Origin of the sequence: uncultured Mucilaginibacter sp. (genome assembly GCF_903893715.1) — a bacterium.
In the GTDB taxonomy this organism is placed as follows: Bacteria; Bacteroidota; Bacteroidia; order Sphingobacteriales; family Sphingobacteriaceae; genus Mucilaginibacter.
In genome coordinates, this window is sequence record NZ_CAITNG010000106.1 from 1 (window position 1) to 21,742 (window position 21,742).

Genomic DNA, 21,742 nt, shown 5'->3' on the forward strand with positions numbered 1-21,742 from the left:
AAATTTCTATAGAACTCACGTCATTAGGATTAAGTTCTGATATATCACCTTCATATGAAACGCCATCCCAGATAATTAATGGGCTTGTACTGGCACTGATCGAATTTCTTCCTCTTATCAAGATAGATACATCATTTCCTTTGGCACCGCCACCGTTCGTGTTAATTTGAAGTCCTGGAATAGAGCCTTGAAGCGCCTCGGCAATGTTAGTGTTCGGAAGGTCTTGCAGACGTTCTTTCGACAATGAAGCTACGGAACCGGTTACATCGCTTTTTTTCTGCGATCCGTAACCTACAACAATCACTTCATTTAAATTTGTTGCATCTTCAAGCAAAACAATGCTCAAAGGTGTACCTGAGCCCGCCACTTTGTCTGTTGATACATATCCAATGTAGCTAATCGACAACACTGTTGTGGCCGAGGGAACAGTTAGGCTAAACGTGCCGTTAACATCAGAAACGGTACCCTTTGTGGTTCCTTTAATTAAGATGCTTACACCGATCAGCGGAACACCTTGTTTGTCTTTAACTACCCCGGTAATTTTAACGCCGGCATTTTGGGCTAAAATACTCGTGCTAAAAAAGGCAGTGAGCATTAAAGCCAGAAACGGCCTAAGCCATTTTAGATAAAACTTTCTCATAATAAAATAATTAATGTTAGATAATTGGTTTAAACTAGCGCGCTATTTAATGTAGCTTTTATTGAATTAATGTTTTTTTATGAAGCTGCTGAACAAAACCGGCCCATTGAATTTGCTCATGTTCATTAAAACATTATTTCGGCAGTAAAACTAAGCGGATAGCTTATAGATCATAATGGGCATTTGTTTCAAAGATACCCGATGAATGCTGCATGATATTGTAGCATTTTATAGAAAACCCTTTTTTTGAATGTGTTTTAAGCTTTTAGCGTTTAATTTAATTGTATTAAAAGTTAGTAACATTTAAAAAAGCATCTCGATTTTTCGCTGATTTACTTGCCTATATGTTCGCGTGGAGGGTAGCCATATTGCTCTTTAAAACATTTTCGAAAATAGTCGACGTCTATAAAACCTACCATATATGCCACTTCATTGATATTAAACTGGTCTTTTTCCAATAGTTGAACGGCCCGTTTTATCCTGACTCCTCTTATAAATTCAATAGTAGTCTGGTTGGTAAGTGCTTTTATTTTTCTATATAAAGTTACCCGTCCCATACCTATCTCTTTCCCCAAATCTTCAACATTGAGTGTTTGATTCGCCATATTTTTTTCAATGTAAGCCATTACCTTTTTAAGAAATACCTCATCCGGGGAAGTAATAGCTAAATTTTGAGGCTGCAGATTTATTTCCTTGCTGTAACGCTCCCTCAAAAGCTTCCGCGAAGCAATCAGGTTTCGCACGCGTGTTTGTAGAATCCCCACACTAAACGGCTTAATAATATAGTCGTCAGCCCCGGTTTCAAGTCCTTCTATTTTATAAGCCAACGGTGTGCGGGCGGTTAACAAGATCACAGGTATGTGGCTCGTCCTAATATCACTTTTGATCTTCTCGCAAAGTCCAATACCGTTTAATCCGGGCATCATTACATCACTTATCACAATATCAGGAATTACTTCAAGTGCTTGTGTCCAACCTATAAGTCCATCGCCCGCGGTATAAACCTGATAGTCCTCTTCAAATGTACTTTTTATAAATTCAGTTAATTCCAAATTATCTTCTACGATCAACATCACAGGCTTCTCTCCTTGTAACAGATTAATTTCTGCATCTAGGTCTTGCGATCTTTCTTTTTCCACCGAGACCGCTTTATTTTCGTCAGGAATAATCGTAGCTGTATAAATGGTCTGTATTACAATTTCATCTTTGGTTAAATGAGTGCTACCTAAAGGAAGTTTTACCTTAAATATTGTTTCTCCATTTTCAATTCCATTGGCTACCATACTTTTAACAGTCAATTCGCCCTTATGTAGATCAACAAGGTCTTTAGAAAACGTTAGCCCGAGCCCAGTCCCTTTCACTTCTTCACCAGGCTTACTAAAATGCACGAACCGCTCAAAAATTTTGTCGATATTCTCTTTTTCAATTCCGCACCCGTTATCCTTAATCTCAATAATAACAATTCCTTCCGGATATCCTGAAACCGCATCAGCAGCAGATATATTTATTTCAATGGTCCCCTCAATTGGGGTAAACTTAATTGCGTTTGATAAGAGATTATATAAAATTATTTCGAGCTTGTCTTTATCAAAATATACGTTAAGCGATGCAATGGTTGAATTTAGTTTAAGGCTAATACTTTTGTAGGCCGCATAGGGCTCAAACGAAATAAATATCTCGTTAATAAATACTACAATATCTGCTTCGCATGCTTTCAGAGCCAAATTGCCAGTTTCAAATTTCCTAAAATCAAGCAACTGGTCTATCAACCGCAGCAACCGTTCCCCGTTGCGCTGCATCAATAGCAGTTGGTTTTTTACTTTGTTGTTGCCTTCATTCATCATCAAAAGCCTTTCGAGTGGTGATAGAATTAGCGTCAAAGGCGTTTTTATCTCATGCGAAATATTAGTGAAAAATGTAAGCTTACGCTGTGTTAGGTCCTTATCCTTTTCATGACTTAAATGCTCAAAATGTAGTTCGCTTTTAAGTCGTGCGGTCTTTAATGAATAAAAGTTAAAAGAATATAGTAAAGAAAAAATGACCAACCCATAAATAGTATATGCCCACCAGGTTTGCCACCAGGGAGGTAATACAATGATACTTACCGATCGTGGTGTATCGTTCCATAGGCCGTCATTATTTGATGCTTTTACTAAAAAAACATAACTACCCGGGCTAAGGTTGGTATAACTTGCCACGCGTTGATTACTTACATAATGCCAGTCATCTTCTCCCTTAAAGCCCTGCATTTTGTAGGCATATTGATTCTTGTCAGGATTAACAAAACTTAATGCAGCAAATTTAAAGCTGATAAATCGTTGGTCATATGTTAATGTGATGGAGGATGTTTGATCGATATCCTTGGTCAAGGGCGAATTTTCCGCACCAATTTCAATGCTTTTATTCTTTATCAAAAAATCAGTAAAAACTAATTCCGGCTTATTTCGGTTCTGAAAAATGTGCTCCGGGTTAAATATTGCCAAACCGTTGATACTCCCAAAGTAGAGCGTCCCTTTTTCATCTCTTAATGAAGAACCAGTAGAAAATTGATTACTCAATAAACCATCGCTTACCGTATAGTTGATCATGTTTATATTAGAACTACTCAGTGGCTTATGAAAATCATTGATTCGTACCTGAAATATCCCTTTATTGGTACTTATCCATAATTGGCCCCTTTTGTCTTGACTGATTGCATGCACAACTGTGTTTGTTAGCCCATTAACTTCAGTTATATTGTAAAAGCATGATCTTTCTTTATCAAATAAACTTAACCCTCCCTGACTTCCTACCCAAATGCGATGGTCATCGTCCTCAAATAAACTCAATACACTATTTGCGATCAAACTATGCTCATCATTCTTATTGAACCGATATTGTTCAAATCGTTGCGTTTTGATATTTAAATAGTTTAAGCCACGCTGCGTACCTATCCATAAATTACCATTTGAGTCTTTTATGATAGCATTGATATTATTGCTGCTAATAGAGTTTGGCGAATTTTTATGTCGTTGGTACACTGATATCCTACCAGAATAGTCCATAAACTGCAACCCTGCACCATTGGTACCTATCCAAACGCCATTGCTGTCCGCACTCAAAGCATAAATCTGATTTTCGGATGAATTTTTGAAAGATGATGTTGATTTGTAAATATGTTGCGAATGCTCTTTAGTATTGAAATACAATAATCCATCAAAAGCACCCACCCAAAGGTTTCCTTTGTCGTCCTTTGCTAAACTCTTGATATCGCTACCCTTAAAGCCATCCACTTTATTTCCTAAGGGATATGTTTTAAAGATGTTTTTATTTTTGTCGTAAAAATTTAGCCCGCCACCTTCTGTTCCTATCCAAAATTGGTTGTTCCCATTGTTTACTAAAGCGCTCACTACCCTGTGGCTTAAGCCTGCTGTTGTTCCTATTTGTTCGCCAATTTGGGTAAAATTGTTACTGCCATTGTAAAAAATATTAATACCACCGGCAAAAGTACCTATCCAAATATTCCCTGTCCTATCTTGTAACAAACACCTAATAGAATTGTGGCTTAACGAAAAAGGGTCGTACTTATCATATTGAAAGGTGTTCAACTTATCTTTATCAATGACGTTCAGTCCATCGTGTGTACCTATCCATAATTGCCCGCCGGGTGTCGCCAGTACGTCGCGTACCATTTCGCTTAAGAGGCTTTTCCCGTTTTCAAAGTGTAAATAGTTGTTACAAGTTTGATGTTTGGCATCTAACCTGAATAAACCTTTTGATTTGGTTGCAAACCAAATATTACCTTCGGTATCTTGCTCTATCTTTAATATACCGGCGGCGCGCAGTTCGGTGTTATTGGTTAATATATTGGGTAATTTTACAAAATGCTTATTTCGGGTATCGTATAAAAGCAGGTCTGAATTGGTTCCAACCCATAACATACCATCGTTGGTAACTAATAGCGAAAGAACTTTATTAGCTTTTGAATGTTCTTTTTTGATGCCATTTAAGTCAATATCGACAACTTGTTTGGTTCGCAGCGTAAAATTTTTTAACCCATAATTTGTGCCCGTCCACAAATTACCTTGCTTATCTAAAGCTAATGCAGTGATAAAATCGCTGGAATCCGAGCTTGCTTTAGGGATTGTATAAAAAGAATGAAATCTATTGGTTGAGGGATCATACTCATTAATACCGTCGGCGGTACCTATCCACAAATTCCCAGCCTGATCTTCGGCTAAAGTATTTATCTGGTTATTGCTAATACTAAATCTATCTTTGCCTTGATGCTTAAAAATAGCAAAGTCGTAACCATCATATCTATTAAGGCCATCTTCAGTACCTATCCAAATGAACCCTCGATGGTCCTGAAGCATTGCAAATACAGTATTCTGCGAGAGCCCGTCATTGATAGAAAGGTGCTTGAACTTATAACTTATTTGCTGACCGTAAGCCTGAGGCCAAAACATAACGAAGACCAAAAGACAAAATAAAACGATGACTTCTTTCGCGTTCAAATTCTTAAAACTTAATGATCAGATCAATTAATTGGTGATACTAAAGTACAAAATAAATCAAAACAAGAAATTTATAAATTCTTCAAAAAGCAACTTCCAACTATCGGTAAATATAATATCTAGTCGAATCTTCCTTTTTTAACAATTTGGATGTAAGCAATAGCCTCCATATAGTTTTGCCATCCCAAGTTGACTTGAAACCTTGATCCTCGGGCGTCGTTAGCTCAATCCTTTCTTTGCTTATATTCCATTTCATTACATCATAATTTAAGTACACATTGCGTTGGTTGGGTAGTGAAAATACAATTTTCCCAGGTGTAGAGAGGTCAATGTCGCAAATAGTCATAAATGATTGAGTTAGGCTTTTTGGCAGTATATTCGTTTGATATTGGTCGTCAATTTCGATACCCTGATTTTTGTTCATTTTAACCGATCGGTACCAAGCTTTTAAATCGGATTCTCCAGGATAAGATTTTGCGATGTTCATTACCAACGAAGAGCTTTTATTATCCGCCTGATAACGTACGTCGTTTGCTGCAAATTTTAATCCTGCTGCCTGTTCTTGCCCATTAATTGTAGGTAAATTATGATAAGGAGAAGTATTAAACCAAAGTGTATAACGGTCTTTAGAGAAAGTTCGTGCAGTGTAGACTCCCGAGCCAACGTCAATAATCACCGGATAGCCATCTGCGTAAACCATAAAATCGCCTACATCATTGTGATTATGGCTTTCACCATTAGTACCGCCATGTGTAGCTACAAATAATCCGTTTTCCGATCGCGATAGCATTAATTGAACATCGCTAAACCAAGCATCATTTAATGGGTTTTCTTTCGCAACAGATGCTGCGCAGGCTTTTATTGCTAACAAGTCGTACAAGCTGCGTGTACGTCTAAATTGTTTTTCCTCTTCCGTTTCCTTAAAATTATGAAATACCCAGCTGCCAAACTCGGCCATCGGCGTACTTTGAACATCTTTACCAAAACGATAAACCATAATACTGTTTAAATTTAGCCTTGGGTGTGCATCGGCTACGTTCACAAAATAATTATCTGCTATGTGTGTTTTATAAATGTAAGTTGCCATTTGCTTAACAAATGGTTCGTTGTAAATATTAAGTTTCCCGTCGGTTGCATCGTACAACAAATTCAATGCATCGTAAACACAGCCACCAGCAGCTTCCCAGTAACTTGGGCCTTCATCGCAGCCGCCATCGACACCCAAGCCATCCATGTATTGATCAAGTATTTTTAGAGATCGACCTATGTCCTCTCTTCGGGTGGCGGCATCGCCCTCCATCAATAAAACTGTAGCGATATAATTTGAAGTAATCCAGGGTGCCCAGTTGTTTAATTTGGCTTCAGTATTTCCGCCGCCCATCCAATCAAATTTCTTTGTACGCATCGGTTTTAATACTCTTCGGTCAATTTCGTAATGTATCCGTGGCCGCACCAATTTCGAAACTTTATCAAGTTGTGGCCCTAACAAATAGTCGGCCCATGCCAATATGGTACTTGTTTCCGCAGCAAACAGGTCCACTATGGGGTCTTCAACGTCGGGCAAACCTGCTCCGGCTTTCTGCGCGGTCAAATGTGCACTAATGCCCCAAAAACTTTCTTCGCTTATCGACCAAATCCCATTTATGATCTTATCTGCAAAACGCCCCCTTCCTTCCAAAGCTTCCGCCATGATCAGGTCCCATAATTGGTTTCGTTTTGTAAAACACATACTTTCATAATTAGTACGGTTACCTGTTCGTACAAATTCAAGCATTACGGTTGCCGGGATATTTTTAAACTCTTTACCCAACGCCGCCTCTCCTTTTGCAATTATTTTTTTTATCACGGAATCTGGCAACACCTTTTTCCAACCTCCGGGCGTTTGCGGGAACGGCTTAAAACGGGACTGCGGGATGATTAGTTGATTTAAATTTACCGATGCTTTTTGCAATAAGTCGCGATGAATTAACTGCGCTTTTACATAATCCGTGGAAAAAATCATTACAAAAATCAATAAAACGCGAAGCGGCTTTAAAAATAATGGTGTATTCATCTTTTGAGTTGACGGGGGATATTAATAAAATCAATAAATCAGAATTACTGGCTCATAATCAGCTTTAACATCTTTTGAATAACCCAAAGCTGAATCACTTTTAAGTATAAATGAAATTCTTTCTCTGCTGTTCATGTTATTTTTGATGAAATCTGTAACATCAACATCTACATAGTCGGTGATATTTGGAGGTGCAAAAAATGTTGTAATTGGCTTAACAATCAAAAGGTTATTATTGAAATTAACAGTTGTTGGCTCCCAGTTATCATCCGTAAGAGATAAAGAAGTTATAACCTTTTCAAATGATGAGTTTGCAGCATGCAGTCGTATAATCGCTTTTTTGAACTGCTTTTTTGATACAGCTTTTATATCGAAGGCTATAAGCCCCTGATTGCCTTCACCAGTCAATATACTTTTTTCTTTGCTTAAGTTTTTCTCGGGTGCTTTTAAACTTAAATAGGTAGCAACCACTGCTTTTATTTTGAGACAAGCAGGATCTGTGATTTTCGCAAAAATCTTTTTATGCAAAACAATATCCCCATAATGAATCACTATCCTAATTCGTGTCTCCCCATCAGCTTTTCCTAAAACCTCGCCAGCAGAAGATACCGTTGCTATAGACGAGTTTTCGGAATCAAAAGTAATTTTCGCGTTTGAGAGGTTTATTTCTTTTGCATAATTAGTCAGGCCTTTTAGCATGATAGTCATTTTATTTCCAGAAAGCAAATTGATACTGCCAGGTTCAATTTTCACATCAGAAAAAACCTCGCGGTAGGCATTTAAGATATATTCTTTGGCAGAAACTTCGTCGTTATGAAAACGTAGTATCTCTACCGAAAACGAAGGTGAATTTACTGGGTTTTGTACCCGTACAAAGCGGGCTTTAAATGGTTTAAATAAAAATATTTGTGGCATTGCAACAGATAACCCAGGGATCACCTTACTGCTTCCTGAGTATACTTGAGACCAATTTTTGCCATCATTCGAACCCATCAATTCAAAATGATATGATTTAAAATTTTGATTGGTAAATCCAATAGTTAACGCACTAATGCTTGACGGTACCCCTAAATCGTACTCCAAACTTTTACCGGCACTAATTTTAGGAGTTACAATGCGGTGATTAGCAAAGCTTTCATCCCAGCTACTATATTCTTTTGATGCACTACTAATTATTCTAACCGGCTTTACCTTAAAATAAACGAAATATGTAGATGGACTATGCCCAGGCGATTCTACGCTTATTTCTGCCTTTCCAGGCAATTTTGTGGCTTGTTTTATACGTACCTCTGTATTTTTATCGACTGATGCTACAGATACGATAGGTATATTTTCAGAAGTCAAATCAACATCGTAGGTAAAATTCCGAGGGTCGAATTTATCAACGGTTTTGTTATCGACCCTGACATCGTTAATGGTTGCGTCATTTTGTAATGGTGTTGCCCAAGAGGTTAGTCTTTGAAATGGGATATCAACAATCGCGGGGTCATCGCCCTTATGAAGCGGAACAAAAACGATCGCCAATTTTAGGTCGGTTTCTGTATTGGTATGAATAGTGAGTTTTTTTGCACCAAAAGTCCAGTCCTGTTTACTCCCTACAGGTCGCGTATAAATGAGCGGTTCGGTACCCATTACCGTAAATCGAGCGTCAACAGGGGCGGTTGCCATATAAACAAGCAGTTTTTCATTGCCTCGATAAAGCATAGCCGAACGCCCATTTGGCGATATCTCAATACCCGCTTCCGTTTGCATAAACCAATACGAATCGATCGGTTTACCATCCAATGTGCTGATTTCATCTTGCACCAATACCCTCCGACGATGGTCAAATAGCTTCAATCCCCTTTTTGCAGATCTTGCCAGTTTATCATAATCAGGCGTCATGTCTACTACGGCGTATGACTCTTTAAGCGTATTGCCTTCTGCAACTATAGGGCATTTTTCCCAACCTCTATTGTCAATACCCGAAGCAGGATTAATAATATTACAGTTATGTCCTTCGGCCCTTAATTTATAATATAAGCGTGGTTGCACGTCGTATTCTTCTATATTGTAATCTTCCAATCCTAAGTCAACTGCCCATTGCTCGCCTAAAGCTGTTAAAAAAAAAGTTCCGGTGTTAGTGTGCCTGTGGTAAAAATTTGCTTGATGATAATCATCCGTTCCTTTTAATGCAGTAAACAATGCGTTGTTGTTTTCCCAGCCGCTACGCATTACAGCCAACTCGGCGCTTTTGAATGTTTTGTCAAGTGGTAAAGCTTTGTAATAACTGACATTGGATTTAAACTTTTGCGGATTATACCAAAGCAACTGATGTATCTTTCCGCTATAGTCAGGGTTCTCGCCACTGGCAGTAAATACATCGTTTTCCAACGCATATTGAGCCAGGTCGGGGCGGTTAAACTTGTTTGCGATCCAAAAAACCTGCCCCAAATTATAATAATTGCCATTGGTATAACAATCGCTGTATTTTACCGAAATACCTTTCCCAGGTACCGTGATATGCATCATAAAGTCGCCATAACCCATTAATCCTGGATCATCGCTCAAACCAAAGCTATCTCCAAAAGCAACATCCAACGAGGATAAACCTGATATCATAATCAAGCTGCTCCAGTTCATATAATGCGGCCCTTCGGGCGTTACGCCGTCTGGTTCGTACCATGTGAGATTTATGGACTTCAAAGCAACATCAAGCACTTGTTTGGCTAACGCTGGTTCTTCATTTGCGACGGCAATGGCTGCAACCATTGCACCCGCATTGAGGCAATGGTTCATATTATGAAAATTAGTTTTATCAGGATCTTTCAAATATGCTTCGAGACCGCGTTTTAGTTTTTTTAACAAGTTGCCGCGTTGTTCAACACTCATGTATCCGTACAACCAATCATAAGTACAACCTAAAAAGGTAATAGATTTTCCATAGTGATGAGGCCCTTTTTTAATATTGTCTTCTAAGTCATATTTAAGTGCAGTTTCGTAGGCTTGCCGAGCTATTGTTGTATCGCCGGTTAAATTGTACCGAAGTGCTAAAGCATCCATCGTAGTTTCTGTGCCGAGTTCCGCCATCCAACGCTGCATGACCGTATCTGTTTGTAAATTTGCTTTGATCGGTTCAAAGTCGCCAACCATTACTCTTGGATGGCTTTTTTTAATTGAATTTATATCAATCGTTTTATTTATTTTACTGACAAATTGTTGTGCCATCAAAGGATGGAAAAATAAAGACCGTAGCGCGAGTAAAATGGTGACTATTATTAATTTAAATTTCATGGTTACGTTATTCAATAAATTTCAAGTATCCTTTTAATATGGATGGGATTGTTTTTTTTATATTTCTTCTATCAACCGATTGGTTCCACAATTCTAAATAATCGGTAATATTATGATCGGTTATGGTTACATTTTGGCTTGATTGAACTAGATTATCCGCCTGCTGTATATCACTTTGTGTTTTAAAATATCCTTTTTGATTCAATGGTAAATTGAAATTGCCAACCTGGTTACCAATAAAGGCGTCGGTGCTTACGTAAATGCGCTCTTCTTTCATAAAGCTTTTCAATTCAGGGTATCGTTCAAGGTAAAGGGATGGAATGGAGCCCTCAAGCGTATATTGTTTCTGCCAGGCCTTCAAAAAATAATCAGTATACCGTTTTTTTCCCCAAGTCGAAAAGTGAAAGCTGAGTTCGAAGGTTTCGCTGCAATCAAGAAAAATATTGTTTTTAACTAAAATGTACGAGCCTGTATTAGTCATTACACCTGCGACCCTTGCGCCAGCATGCCCTATTTTGTAAAAAAGGTTTCCTTCAATTGTCCAACCCGCGGTAGCTTCATCGGCATATATGGCATAAACACCATCGCCCAATTGTCCTATGTTGTGGAAATAGTTTCCTCGAATAGTCTGCCCGCGCATTAACTGGTTTTTACCTAAAAATCCATAAATAGCTCCAAAATCTCTAAACTCTAGTAATACATCATAAATCTCATTGTTTTCTATCAGGTGATCGTTCCCGCTAACGGTTATGGCACCATGCGGGGCTTGATGCAACTTATTTCTTAAAACAATATTGCCAACTCCGGTTAATGCAATTGCAGGTGTATAAACCCGGTTATAGTAAGCCCAGTCATAAATATCACAGTCAAAAACCTTATTATTACTCTTTTTCAAGGTTTCAAAACTACCACCGTCGAGGCTTATGGCGGTGCCGCCGATAGCGTGGATACGGCATTTTTCAATGTTGTTATCATTTCCTTTGATCGCAATCGCAGAAATACCAAAGTTTTTAAACTCACAATTTTTAAACGATATATTTTTACAATCGCTTACATTTACGGCCCGGTATCTACCCAATTCAAAACAAATATTTTCAAAGGTGATATTCTCAATGGCATCGAGTGTCAAAAGGTCGTACGGAGCTGAGGTTATTTGAAGGGTTGAAGTTTTGATGTTAAAACCATTGGGAGGATATATGTATAGCTTATCAGTCCTTTTGTCGATATAATATTCGCCGGGTACATCAATTTCTTCGAGTAAGTTACAAGCAAAAAAGAACGAATTTTTATTGGTCAAGTTATATTTCTCGTCAAATTCCAGTGTAATCGATTTGGCTGCTGTATCAATTTGTCTTATTTTATTTAGGGACCACGACCAATCTCTTGTAAAAATACCATCCACCCAAGGGTCTTCGGCATGAACCCACTTTTCAACTCTGCTATCAACATATCCAAAGGTTCCGTGTTGGGCTACACTGTTTGTTTCATTATTTGCATCAAGAGGCAAATCAACTAATGTTGAACCAGGATTTATAACCTTCAGTATTGGGATAACTTTCGTTCGATCTTTTAATAGCAAGGGGTCGCCCGCGTTCGGATATCGAGCTAAAGTCATGCGCTGTTCATCACAAAACAATTGCGGCGGAGCAACTCCGGCAATACGGCCAAATCCGATACATTTAAGTTCACCAAGGCTGGTTATGCTATCTTTTATTAAATCATATTCCAATACTTTTTCTCTGGCATCTTTACTTATAATCCTATTTTTAACTTCCTGACTTGAAATTTTGGTTAATAGGGAGTTTTTCAAGTATCTCCCTCCTGAAAACACCACCCTTCCCGTCCCTTTTAGCAAAATGGGGCCACTATTTGTTTGCAAACTTTTACCGACCAGTTTAATTGGTTGATTTAAAAAATATGTACCAGTCTTAAATTCAATAAACAATGTGTCCTTTAAAGTTCCCAATTCTAAATGATGTTCTATTATACTCTTTAATTGGCTTCCCCAATCCCTGTCGCCAGGCGAAAAGATAATATGCTCATTGGTTTTTATTGACCTGCGCGTGATGGAAAGCTCGGTATGACCCGACGCATTTGCAAACTGGCTAAACATTGAAAAAAATATTGCTAACAAGCATATCTTTATAAAATTTACACTGAGCTTGTCCATAGTTTATTACGCTATTTTTAAGATGGTATAATGATGTTTTATTGGCCTATTTAGTATATATATTCTATTGAGGTAGTTGCCCTGGCTAATTTGCAATTCTTTCTCGATAGGCTTATTGGTCATATAACTTTTAAACATGCTCTCGTAAAATCCACCTGCGGGGTTTTTTTGAACCCTGTACTCGTCTTTTTTCATCAGATAAAGCTGCTGAACTGCCGAAATATCATTCTTATTTTGCAGGTCCGACAATAATTTGTACTCACCATACTTTATGCTTCTTAATGCGGACTCAGTTTTCCATAAGTCTTTAAAGGCGCTTAAAACAGTCATTGCTTGTTGGTATTGCGGTGTATTTGTAAATTGGGAAAGGTTAATTCCTGTTTCGAGATCACTGCTCGAGAAGATTCCGATGATCGCTGTATCTATTTGTAGTTTATATTGCCCTTCGGGCAATGTTTTAATCATCACAGATTCGTTATCCAATTCTTTATAAATTGGAATAAATTTAGTCGCGTCAATGGCATCGGGAGGGATCGGGTATGGTATTGATCTTTCGATACAATCAAATTCAACTCGTTTATTTGTGACTCTAATATTACCGAGAGTGCAATTTTTGCAGGTGCTTTTTGAGCCATTTTTTGTTTCGATATTCATAGCGGCTATAACTGCATCAGCATGCGTACCTTTTATAAATTCGTAGGCCATTACTTGATGACCAACCGGTCCTGGATGAACGCGATCTTTACCAATGATCGTTGCCGCACTGTCCTTTTGTTGTAGTTGAAGATTGATCCTGTTTAAAATTGGCCAATAATCAACTATTGAGAGCTTATACTTTTCTGCCATATCCTCCAAAAAAAATCCGCATTGGTGCAAAGCGTCATTTACGCCGTAAAAGTTTTCAGCAGGCATTGTTGACGTCTGATCATAAACAGAAGGCTTTTGAAGAATTACTCTAACTTTCCTTCCGATCAAGGTTTTAATAATATGCTCAACGTTTTTCTTGTAATTAACTATCGCTTGCTCCCTTTGCTGCTTTATACCAGGTATCGAATCTTTCTGCTTACCATAAAGGCCCCTGTTAACGTCATTCATACCGATCATCAATACGCACCAATCTGGCTGATGGATTAAAATGTCACTATCCATACGATTGATGATTCCACTTGCGACATCGCCTGAAATACCACAATTGAATATGCTAATCTTCTGATCTGGAAACCTGGTCGCATAGTATAAATGAATGTCATGGTAAAACTGACCGTTCATCGTGATGCTGTTGCCTATAAAACACACCCTTTCATTAATTTTAAATAGTGTGCTTTGCCCAAAAACGAATGTTGCGATACAAATAAAAAAAAACAATGTACAGCTACGTAAATACAGCATTGTGCGCTTTTTAAATTATTTGGTTACTTGGAAACCGTTTTATTTATCAAAAAAGTGCTTAACTAAAACCATTAGGGTTGGTGATAGTTAAGCACAATGTAATTACCTATCCTCAGTTCAATTTAGTAAACTGAATTATTGATAGGCGCTTGGATAGCAATTGCTGGCGTTCCACCGGAAATGCCTTTAATCAAAATAGTATAATTTAAATTAGGCAAAAGGGACAATTTGGATGATGAGGCCTTAATGGTTGTTGTACCTGTTGCCAACAACTGTATAGTGTAATTGGAGCAGGTATCAACCACGGCCCATTTTGATGCTGAACCATAAGTGTTGTTAGGTAGTATAACGTTACTAACAGCGGGTGTTTTATATGCATTAAGCAATGCCAGATCAACATTGGTGCCTTCATTCTGCCCGAGATTAACTAATCTTATTCTCGCTTTTCCGGAGGGAGGTGCACTTAGTGTATCTTGTGTAAAAAGCACCGTTGGTGATGCCAAATTACCATAAAGAAACGCGCTATAAGAGTTTGCAGGGACAAGTGACAATGATGGCGCAACGCCTGCATAAGTGGTTGTTGAATTGGCAAATGAAGTAGCATTTTTAAACGTACCGTTACTGTAACCGGTTAAAACCGTGTAGTAAGCAGGTGTATTACCATAAGCAAGTGCCGCCGTATTCACCCTTTGCGTATCTAAAAAGAAGTATACCGGGGTTGATGTCGGGCTTGCCAAAGCATTTACTACCATTAAATTTGAGGTTTGCAGCGCAGGTACAGCATTACTTTTCTTACAAGCATTTAATAATGTCATTAAAGCAACGCCGAAAAGCATTACATAAAATAACTTGCATTTTATTTTTGAAATTATTTTCATTCTATAAATATTTTAAACGTTTCTAGTCAGGTTAAAGCCTAGTCTTTTTAATAGCCATCATTCTGGGCCCAACCATTGGCTAAAGCGTCGGCAGGTGGCACCGGGAACAAGTAATGTTTTGGAGCAACGTATGTTGCAGCCACTTGCGAACTTGCAGCTTGTACAAATTGCACCAAAACGCCCCATCTCTCCAAATCAAATCTTCGATTGTTCTCTGTAAGTAACTCAATGGCTCTTTCTTTCATTATTGCTGTTAAGAACGTATCGTGTGTAAGCGTTCCCGAAACGTAATCAGGCAACACAACCGGAAGACCCACTACCTTATTGAGTTTATTCGTCGCCGGACGTGCGCGATACCTTATAGCGTTGATCACGTCATAATCGGTTTGATTAGGAAATAAGGCTACCGGCAGTGAAGCGTTTTTAACACCAGGACCGCTGTTTACCTCATTATCCGCTTCAGCGTAGATCAATAAAATATCGTCGAACCTGATCAATGGGAAATTCGTTGAAAAATTGTTAAAAAATTGACCTAGGGCAGGGTTTATTTTTTGCCATTTGGTTAAACCGCAACTATTACTATTGGTGGCAGTGAAGGTTGATTTAGTCCAATTGCTGCTTCCATAGGTATAATTGGCAACATTCCATGCAACCCGGCTGTCATTAAAATCTAACGTATTTACAAACTCACTATTAACACGTGCCTGACAGTTGCCTCCGCCAGAGGTGGCTGCTCCACCACTACTAAATGCACCAAAGAAGTAAGGGAACTGGGATCCTTTATCTGGGTACTCAAATTGAACATCCCAAATTACTTCAGGATCATACGTGTTTGTGGATAGGTTTTTAAATATCTGTGTATAATCCGGATTTAATGAATATACACCCAGGTTAATCACTTCGAGAGCTTTAGTACGTGCCAGCAAGTAGTTTTGAGAATCGCCCCGCACCATTACACCCTGCGATGTTCTTCGCCAGCCAGCCATCGTAATGTAAACTTGTGCCATAAGCCCTTTAACAGCGCCCGCAGTAAAGCGACCACCACCACTAGCTATTAAGGGCAATTTATTGTCTGCAAATGTCAAATCGTCTAAAATAGCACTATAGATTTGAGTAGCCGGCATGCGAGGTGCCAACAATACAGTTTCGGTTGTTGGATTTAGCCTTAGCGGCAAATCGCCATACATTCTCACTAAATAAAAATAATAGAATGCCCTTAGGGCGCGCATTTCAGCCAAATCAGGCACTACCCAGCTTGCTGTTGCCGATGTATTTAAGTTATTTAACGCATAAATCACGCTATTGCAATTATTAACGCCGCGCCACAAATAAGTCCAAAAAGTTGTCCATATAGCGTCTGATGCGGATAATTGAAATGTCATCGAAAAACCAGGGAATGCAGTAGGTGGCGAGATTTGCGGATGCACTAAATCATCTCCGGTTGACATATAGTTTACCAAATTGTAACTAAACAAATTCACTTCCTGCAATACATTATAAGCACCGTACATTGCAGTTGTTGCTTCGGCCTGATTACTTGGAAAGTTATTTGCTGTTAAAAATGAATTAGGGCTTTCGGTAAGTAGTTTTTTGCAGCTGCAAAGCATTAGCAAAACAAATAGTATATTGAATTTTAATAAGGTTTTCATCGTTATAAGTTTTATAAGCTTAAATTAATACCTAATGTGTAGACTTTAGCACGCGGGTAAGCACCCAAATCAGCTCCCGGAGTTACAATTGAATTGAAATAGGAAACTTCGGGATCATAGCCGGAATAAGGTGTAAGTGTCCATAAATTTGTCCCACTTGCATATATTCGTAATCCTTTCACCGCTATTTTTTTCAAAAGACTGCTGGGTACGGTGTAACCTATAATAACCGTTTTTAATCTAATAAATGACCCATCTTCAACCTGGTATGACGAATTTATATCATATTCGGTATTTGTTGTGCCCCATTTTGCTTCCGATCCTCCAGTATTTTGAGGGGTCCATGAATCCATAATGGTTGATAGACCTGAACGGTAAGATTGAGGTCTGGACAGTACACTTTTCAGAGAATTTAAAATATGATTGCCATATGAATAGGTAAATAGCGCGCTTAAGTCGAATGATTTATATTTAAAGTCATTACTAAGCCCACCAAAAAACAACGGATTACCATTGCCAATTGCAGTAAGATCATTTTGATCAATTTTCCCATCAGGGACCCCGCTCGGGCCACTTAAGTCGGCATAACTACGTGACCCTATAGCTGATGAGCCCGATATTTGTGCTCCATTAACCAGCGCTTCTTGTGACCTAAACAGACCATTATATTGATATCCGTAAATCTCGCCCAAGGGATCTCCAACTTGTACCAGATATTGACCAACAACCCTTCTTCCTAATATTCCTGTCGCAAAAAAAGTTTGGTTATCATTAAGCGATAGTACTTTGCTTCTATTAAAAGCAATGTTAAAACTACTATTCCATTGAAGCGGGCCTTGTAAATTAACCGTAGCCAAGTTAAACTCTAAACCTTTTACCTCAATATCACCTACGTTTCTAAAAACAGTAGTATAACCAGAATACAGAGAGATTGGAGAGTTAAGTAAAAGGTCGCGGCTTTTTTTATAATACCCGTCGACGGTTAGCAAAACTCTGTCTTTAAATAAGCCTAAGTCAATGCCGATATCAGTTTGTACTGTGGTTTCCCATTTTAAATTTTGATTACCCAACTGCAAGGGAGCCACCCCAACGGCAAGCTGCTCGTTAATAATAGGGTTATAGGCTTGGTATTTTGTAAAAGTTGAATATGGCGCGATAGATTGATTACCTGTCATCCCCCAGCTTGTTCTTAATTTAAGTGAGGATACAGCATCTATTTTTTTCATAAATGGCTCATCGGTAACCCGCCATGCAAAAGCTCCTGATGGAAAAGTACTCCATTTTTGGTTCTGGAATTTCGAACTGCCGTCAGATCTGACACTAGCGGTAAAAAGATACCGACCTTTATAAGTGTAGTTAACCCTGCCTAATAGACTTTCCAACCCTTGGTTAATATAATTAGACGTTGGTGCTATGTAGCCGGCTCCTAGGGCAAGGTTACTATAGCCCAAGCTTTGAATTGAGAAGTTAGACGCACCTTCAGTAAGACTATTGGTAACATCATTTTGCGCAGTAAATCCTGCCAATAAACTGAATGTATTATCCTTATTAATTTTATTGGTATAATTTAATGTATTCTCATTTAGCCAATCGGTTATATTATTAGTTATTATATTAGCAAGACCATTAAGGTTTCTTCCCTCCGCTGTGTTACTGGGATAAAACTGGCTATTTATGTTTTGCTCATACTTTGCGCTCAAACTAACTTTAAAGATCAAACCTTTAACGAGGGCAAATTGCAAGTAAGTATTAAAATTAGCGTTAAAGTCGCCATAGTTTAAGCGAGGTGCCGTTAACTCTATTACAGGGTTGTTTACATTGTTTGTACCTTGGTCGCCAATTAAACTTTGGTTTAACAAATTGTCTAAATTGCTATTTGGAACAATTGGCCTAGCCTGCAAAATAGCATAAGCAATTCCGGTTTCGCCATTTAATGATGGACCATTCGTGTTAGCATTTGATAGATATAATGATGTGCCGTTAGTAATATATTTAGAGATGTTAGTAATAGCATTGATGCGACCGGTAACACGGTCGAAGCTCGTGCCTATAGCTATACCGTCTTGACTGGTATACGCTATTGACCCTGATAGTTTAAAATCTTTTGAACCACCCGAAAAAGATAGATTGTGGTTCTGCATTACTGCTTTTCGGTATACTAAATCCTGCCAATCTACCGAGGCTGAATCTTGATAGGTTTGCCAGTTTGCATACAACTGATCGTTTCCAGATCCCACCGGGTTCGACAATAAAAAATGTTGTGTTTGTGCATATTGCTGCGCGTTTAGAACACTCAATTTTTTAACTATTTGCTGTTGACTAACATAACTATCGTAATTGATTGCAAACTTTCCTTCCTGACCTGCTTTGGTAGTAATAATTACCACCCCATTCGCGCCTCTCGAACCATAAATAGCGGTAGCAGAAGCATCTTTTAAAACTTCAATAGAAGCGATATCGCCAGGATTGATATTTAAATTAGATCCGCCAAATTGGGCAAAACCGTCAATTACATACAAAGGCTCGTTACTTGCGGATATAGATGATCCACCACGAACGCTCAGACTAACAGCGGCGCCAGGCGCACCATCAGTTGACGTTACCTGAACCCCCGAAATGCGGCCTTGTATCGCCTCATTTAACGAAAGATCAACGTTTTTTACGATATCATCAGCTTTCAAACTTGCTACTGAGCCAGTTAGGTCCCCTCGTTTAACCGAGCCGTACCCAATAATAACCACCTGGTTTAGAACGGATGGCTTTTCTTTCAGCTTAACATTTAATGAAGTATTGTTTCCAATGACAACTTCCTGTTGCTCATATCCGATATAACTAAAAACCAGCGTTTCTGAAGCATTTGAGATGTTGATGGTATACTTTCCATTAACATCAGTGGTAGTTCCCAACAATTTACCTTTTAAAACAACGCTCACACCAATAAGAGGTAGACCCATATCATCTGTAACGATACCTTTAACAATAACCTTATCATTCATCAAGCTGCCAACACTATTTGTAGCAGACTTGGTTTTTTCGAGAATAATGAACTTCTCTTTAATTGACCAGCTAAGTCCTTTGCTCTTCAAAATAAAATCCATTACGTCTGAAAGGTTAGCCTGAACGAAATTTAATTTTATTTGCTCCTGATCGTTGATCAATTGGTTGTTGTAAAACACGGTTAAACCGGTTTGTACTTTAATCGTGCTGAACGCTTTAGCGATAGTCGAATTTGTGCTCACAATTGTGATCTTTACAGTCGATTGAGCTGAAACCGCCATCGAACAGAGCGTGAGCAACATTAATACCGACAAAAGCCGGCTTAGGTAAAATCTCCTCATAAGTTAATTAATTAGGTTTTGGTTATTAATTGAACTAAAGACTGATTTTTTTTAATAAAGGGTGAACCGCCAACATTTTTTTTTGAAAAAGGTTTATGATAGTACATTAACCGTAAAAAAGGCACAAAGTCAGTACTCAATATTGCCTAAAGCAGCAGGTCAAATTACCAAAAAGTTCAGTTTGCTTTTAAGTGTAGTGTATTGGCTTTAAAATAACTGTCTACACCTGCCGTTGCTTTTAGATTGGCTAAAAAAGTATCAAGTGACTTGTTTTTTTCAATTGCACCAGAAAAGGATAAGGCCTTAGCACTTTGGTCGTCAAAAACTACATCAACAGCAAACCACCTCGGCAAAACGCGAGCTATTTGCTCCAATTTGGTATCGTGGAAATAAAAAACGCCATGCAGCCATGAAGTAACATCATCCTGATCAAACTTAAAAACAGAAAAGCCGCCCTTTTCCTCGTAAACCGCTTGAAAACCGGGCTTTAATAAAATTTCATTATCGTTAGCGGTGGTTTTAACTGACCCTTCTATCAAGGATGTTTCCGCCCTATCAGCATTGTAGGTATTTACATTGAATGATGTTCCTAGTACCGTTATATCCGTATGCTCTGTGTGAACTATAAATGGCTTTTGAGCATTTTTTGATACTTTGAAAAAGGCCTCACCGTGTAAGTACACCTCGCGTGTATTGCCTGGAAATGTAAATGGAAATCTAATGTTTGACGACGAGTTTAGCCAAACTTGGGTGCCGTCGGCCAAAACTAATTTATAATCAAGTACTTTTGGAACAGTAAGTGTTGACCATTCCTGAATATTGTTTTCAACTGTTTTATAGTTTAATTGCTGCCCATTCGAATTGAGTTGTTTATTGCCGATAACAATAGTCTCTTTTCTTGAAAGATCTAATTTTGTTCCGTTTGCCAAAGCTAATGTAACTACAAGAGGAGCGGGTTTAATATATTTTGAAATTGTATCAACCTTGTTTTCAGGGCTATTTATGAAAAGCTTATAGCTTACAAAAACAACTCCTAAAAAAGCCGCAGCGGCGATGGGAAGCCACCAAGTTGACATTTTTGTTTTTACACGGTGGTTTCTATCATTAATCTGGAATAGGGTATTCTGCCAGGCTTTATCTTCATTTATTTGATTCGAAAAAGCTTCACCTTTTTGAAAATGGAATGCTTTTAGTTCTTCATAAAGCAACGCTATTTCATTATTTTCCTTTATTGCATCCAGCACGTTGGCGCGGTCGCCGTCCGAGATAGTGCCTTCTATATACTCAAGGAGTAGGATGAAAATATGCTCTTTATCGTTTATCATATTAAATAGTTATGACAGCCTTATTGCTTAATCGGGTGAATTATTCTTAGTAACAAATTTAAGCCGCAATGATTTCATAGCTAATTTTAAGTGTGTTTTGACAGAGTTTATTGTAATACCCATTTCGTCGGCTGCTTCCTTATATTTCTTATCTTCTAAATAAACCAAATTAAACGCCCTCGACCGCTGCTCAGGCATTTCCCTTAAAATTTCGTTAATTACTTTTACGGCGTGATAATGATCAACTTCAGCTTCTGAGCCTTTATAGTTTAAAAACAATTGATATTGATCTAGCTTCTTTTGCGCAGTATTATGTTTTGAAATGGCATTTAAACACCTATTGTACACTGCTGACTGGAGGTATGCTTTAATTGATGTGTTAATATTGAGGTAAAGTTGTCTATCCCATATCTCGATAAACAAAAGTTGGACGATATCTTCCGCTTCCATTTCGTCTTTCAATATATAAAACGCCTGTGTAGCTAATAATTTGTAATATTTTTTGAATAAAATCCCATAGGCATCCAGGTT

At 38.2% G+C, this 21,742-nt stretch carries 11 protein-coding genes; all 11 read right to left on the reverse strand.

Annotated elements, in window-relative coordinates:
- The coding region (locus QZX97_RS11805) for a carboxypeptidase-like regulatory domain-containing protein (protein WP_295655126.1) at positions 1-640 on the reverse strand (640 nt) is incomplete at its 3' end.
- 332 nt (positions 641-972) lie between these two features.
- Positions 973-5,136, reverse strand: coding sequence for a hybrid sensor histidine kinase/response regulator transcription factor (locus tag QZX97_RS11810; RefSeq protein WP_295664669.1), 4,164 nt, complete (start codon positions 5,134-5,136; stop codon positions 973-975).
- Positions 5,137-5,236: 100 nt separating this feature from the next.
- Positions 5,237-7,138 carry a heparinase II/III family protein gene (locus QZX97_RS11815; protein ID WP_295664670.1) on the reverse strand — a complete coding sequence of 634 codons (1,902 nt, stop codon included), beginning with the start codon at positions 7,136-7,138 and terminating at the stop codon, positions 5,237-5,239.
- Positions 7,139-7,219: 81 nt separating this feature from the next.
- Complete coding sequence (locus QZX97_RS11820) at positions 7,220-10,462, reverse strand: DNRLRE domain-containing protein (protein WP_295664671.1); 3,243 nt, start codon at positions 10,460-10,462, stop codon at positions 7,220-7,222.
- Positions 10,463-10,469: 7 nt separating this feature from the next.
- Positions 10,470-12,632 carry a right-handed parallel beta-helix repeat-containing protein gene (locus QZX97_RS11825; protein WP_295664672.1) on the reverse strand — a complete coding sequence of 721 codons (2,163 nt, stop codon included), beginning with the start codon at positions 12,630-12,632 and terminating at the stop codon, positions 10,470-10,472.
- A 6-nt stretch (positions 12,633-12,638) separates the two neighbouring features.
- Positions 12,639-14,021, reverse strand: coding sequence for an SGNH/GDSL hydrolase family protein (locus QZX97_RS11830; protein WP_295664673.1), 1,383 nt, complete (start codon positions 14,019-14,021; stop codon positions 12,639-12,641).
- A gap of 122 nt (positions 14,022-14,143) precedes the next feature.
- Complete coding sequence (locus tag QZX97_RS11835) at positions 14,144-14,899, reverse strand: DUF4397 domain-containing protein (protein ID WP_295655134.1); 756 nt, start codon at positions 14,897-14,899, stop codon at positions 14,144-14,146.
- Positions 14,900-14,946: 47 nt separating this feature from the next.
- A complete protein-coding gene (locus tag QZX97_RS11840; RefSeq protein ID WP_295655150.1) occupies positions 14,947-16,548 on the reverse strand; it encodes a RagB/SusD family nutrient uptake outer membrane protein in 1,602 nt (533 codons plus the stop codon).
- Positions 16,549-16,559: 11 nt separating this feature from the next.
- The gene (locus tag QZX97_RS11845) at positions 16,560-19,886 is read right to left on the reverse strand and encodes a TonB-dependent receptor (protein WP_295655153.1); all 3,327 of its coding nucleotides are present in this window, start codon (positions 19,884-19,886) and stop codon (positions 16,560-16,562) included.
- Positions 19,887-20,062: 176 nt separating this feature from the next.
- Positions 20,063-21,211 (reverse strand): FecR domain-containing protein, encoded by a 1,149-nt coding sequence (locus QZX97_RS11850; RefSeq protein WP_295655155.1) that lies wholly within the window; start codon positions 21,209-21,211, stop codon positions 20,063-20,065.
- 27 nt (positions 21,212-21,238) lie between these two features.
- Positions 21,239-21,742: sigma-70 family RNA polymerase sigma factor (locus QZX97_RS11855; protein ID WP_295664674.1), on the reverse strand; the 504-nt coding region annotated here is incomplete at its 5' end.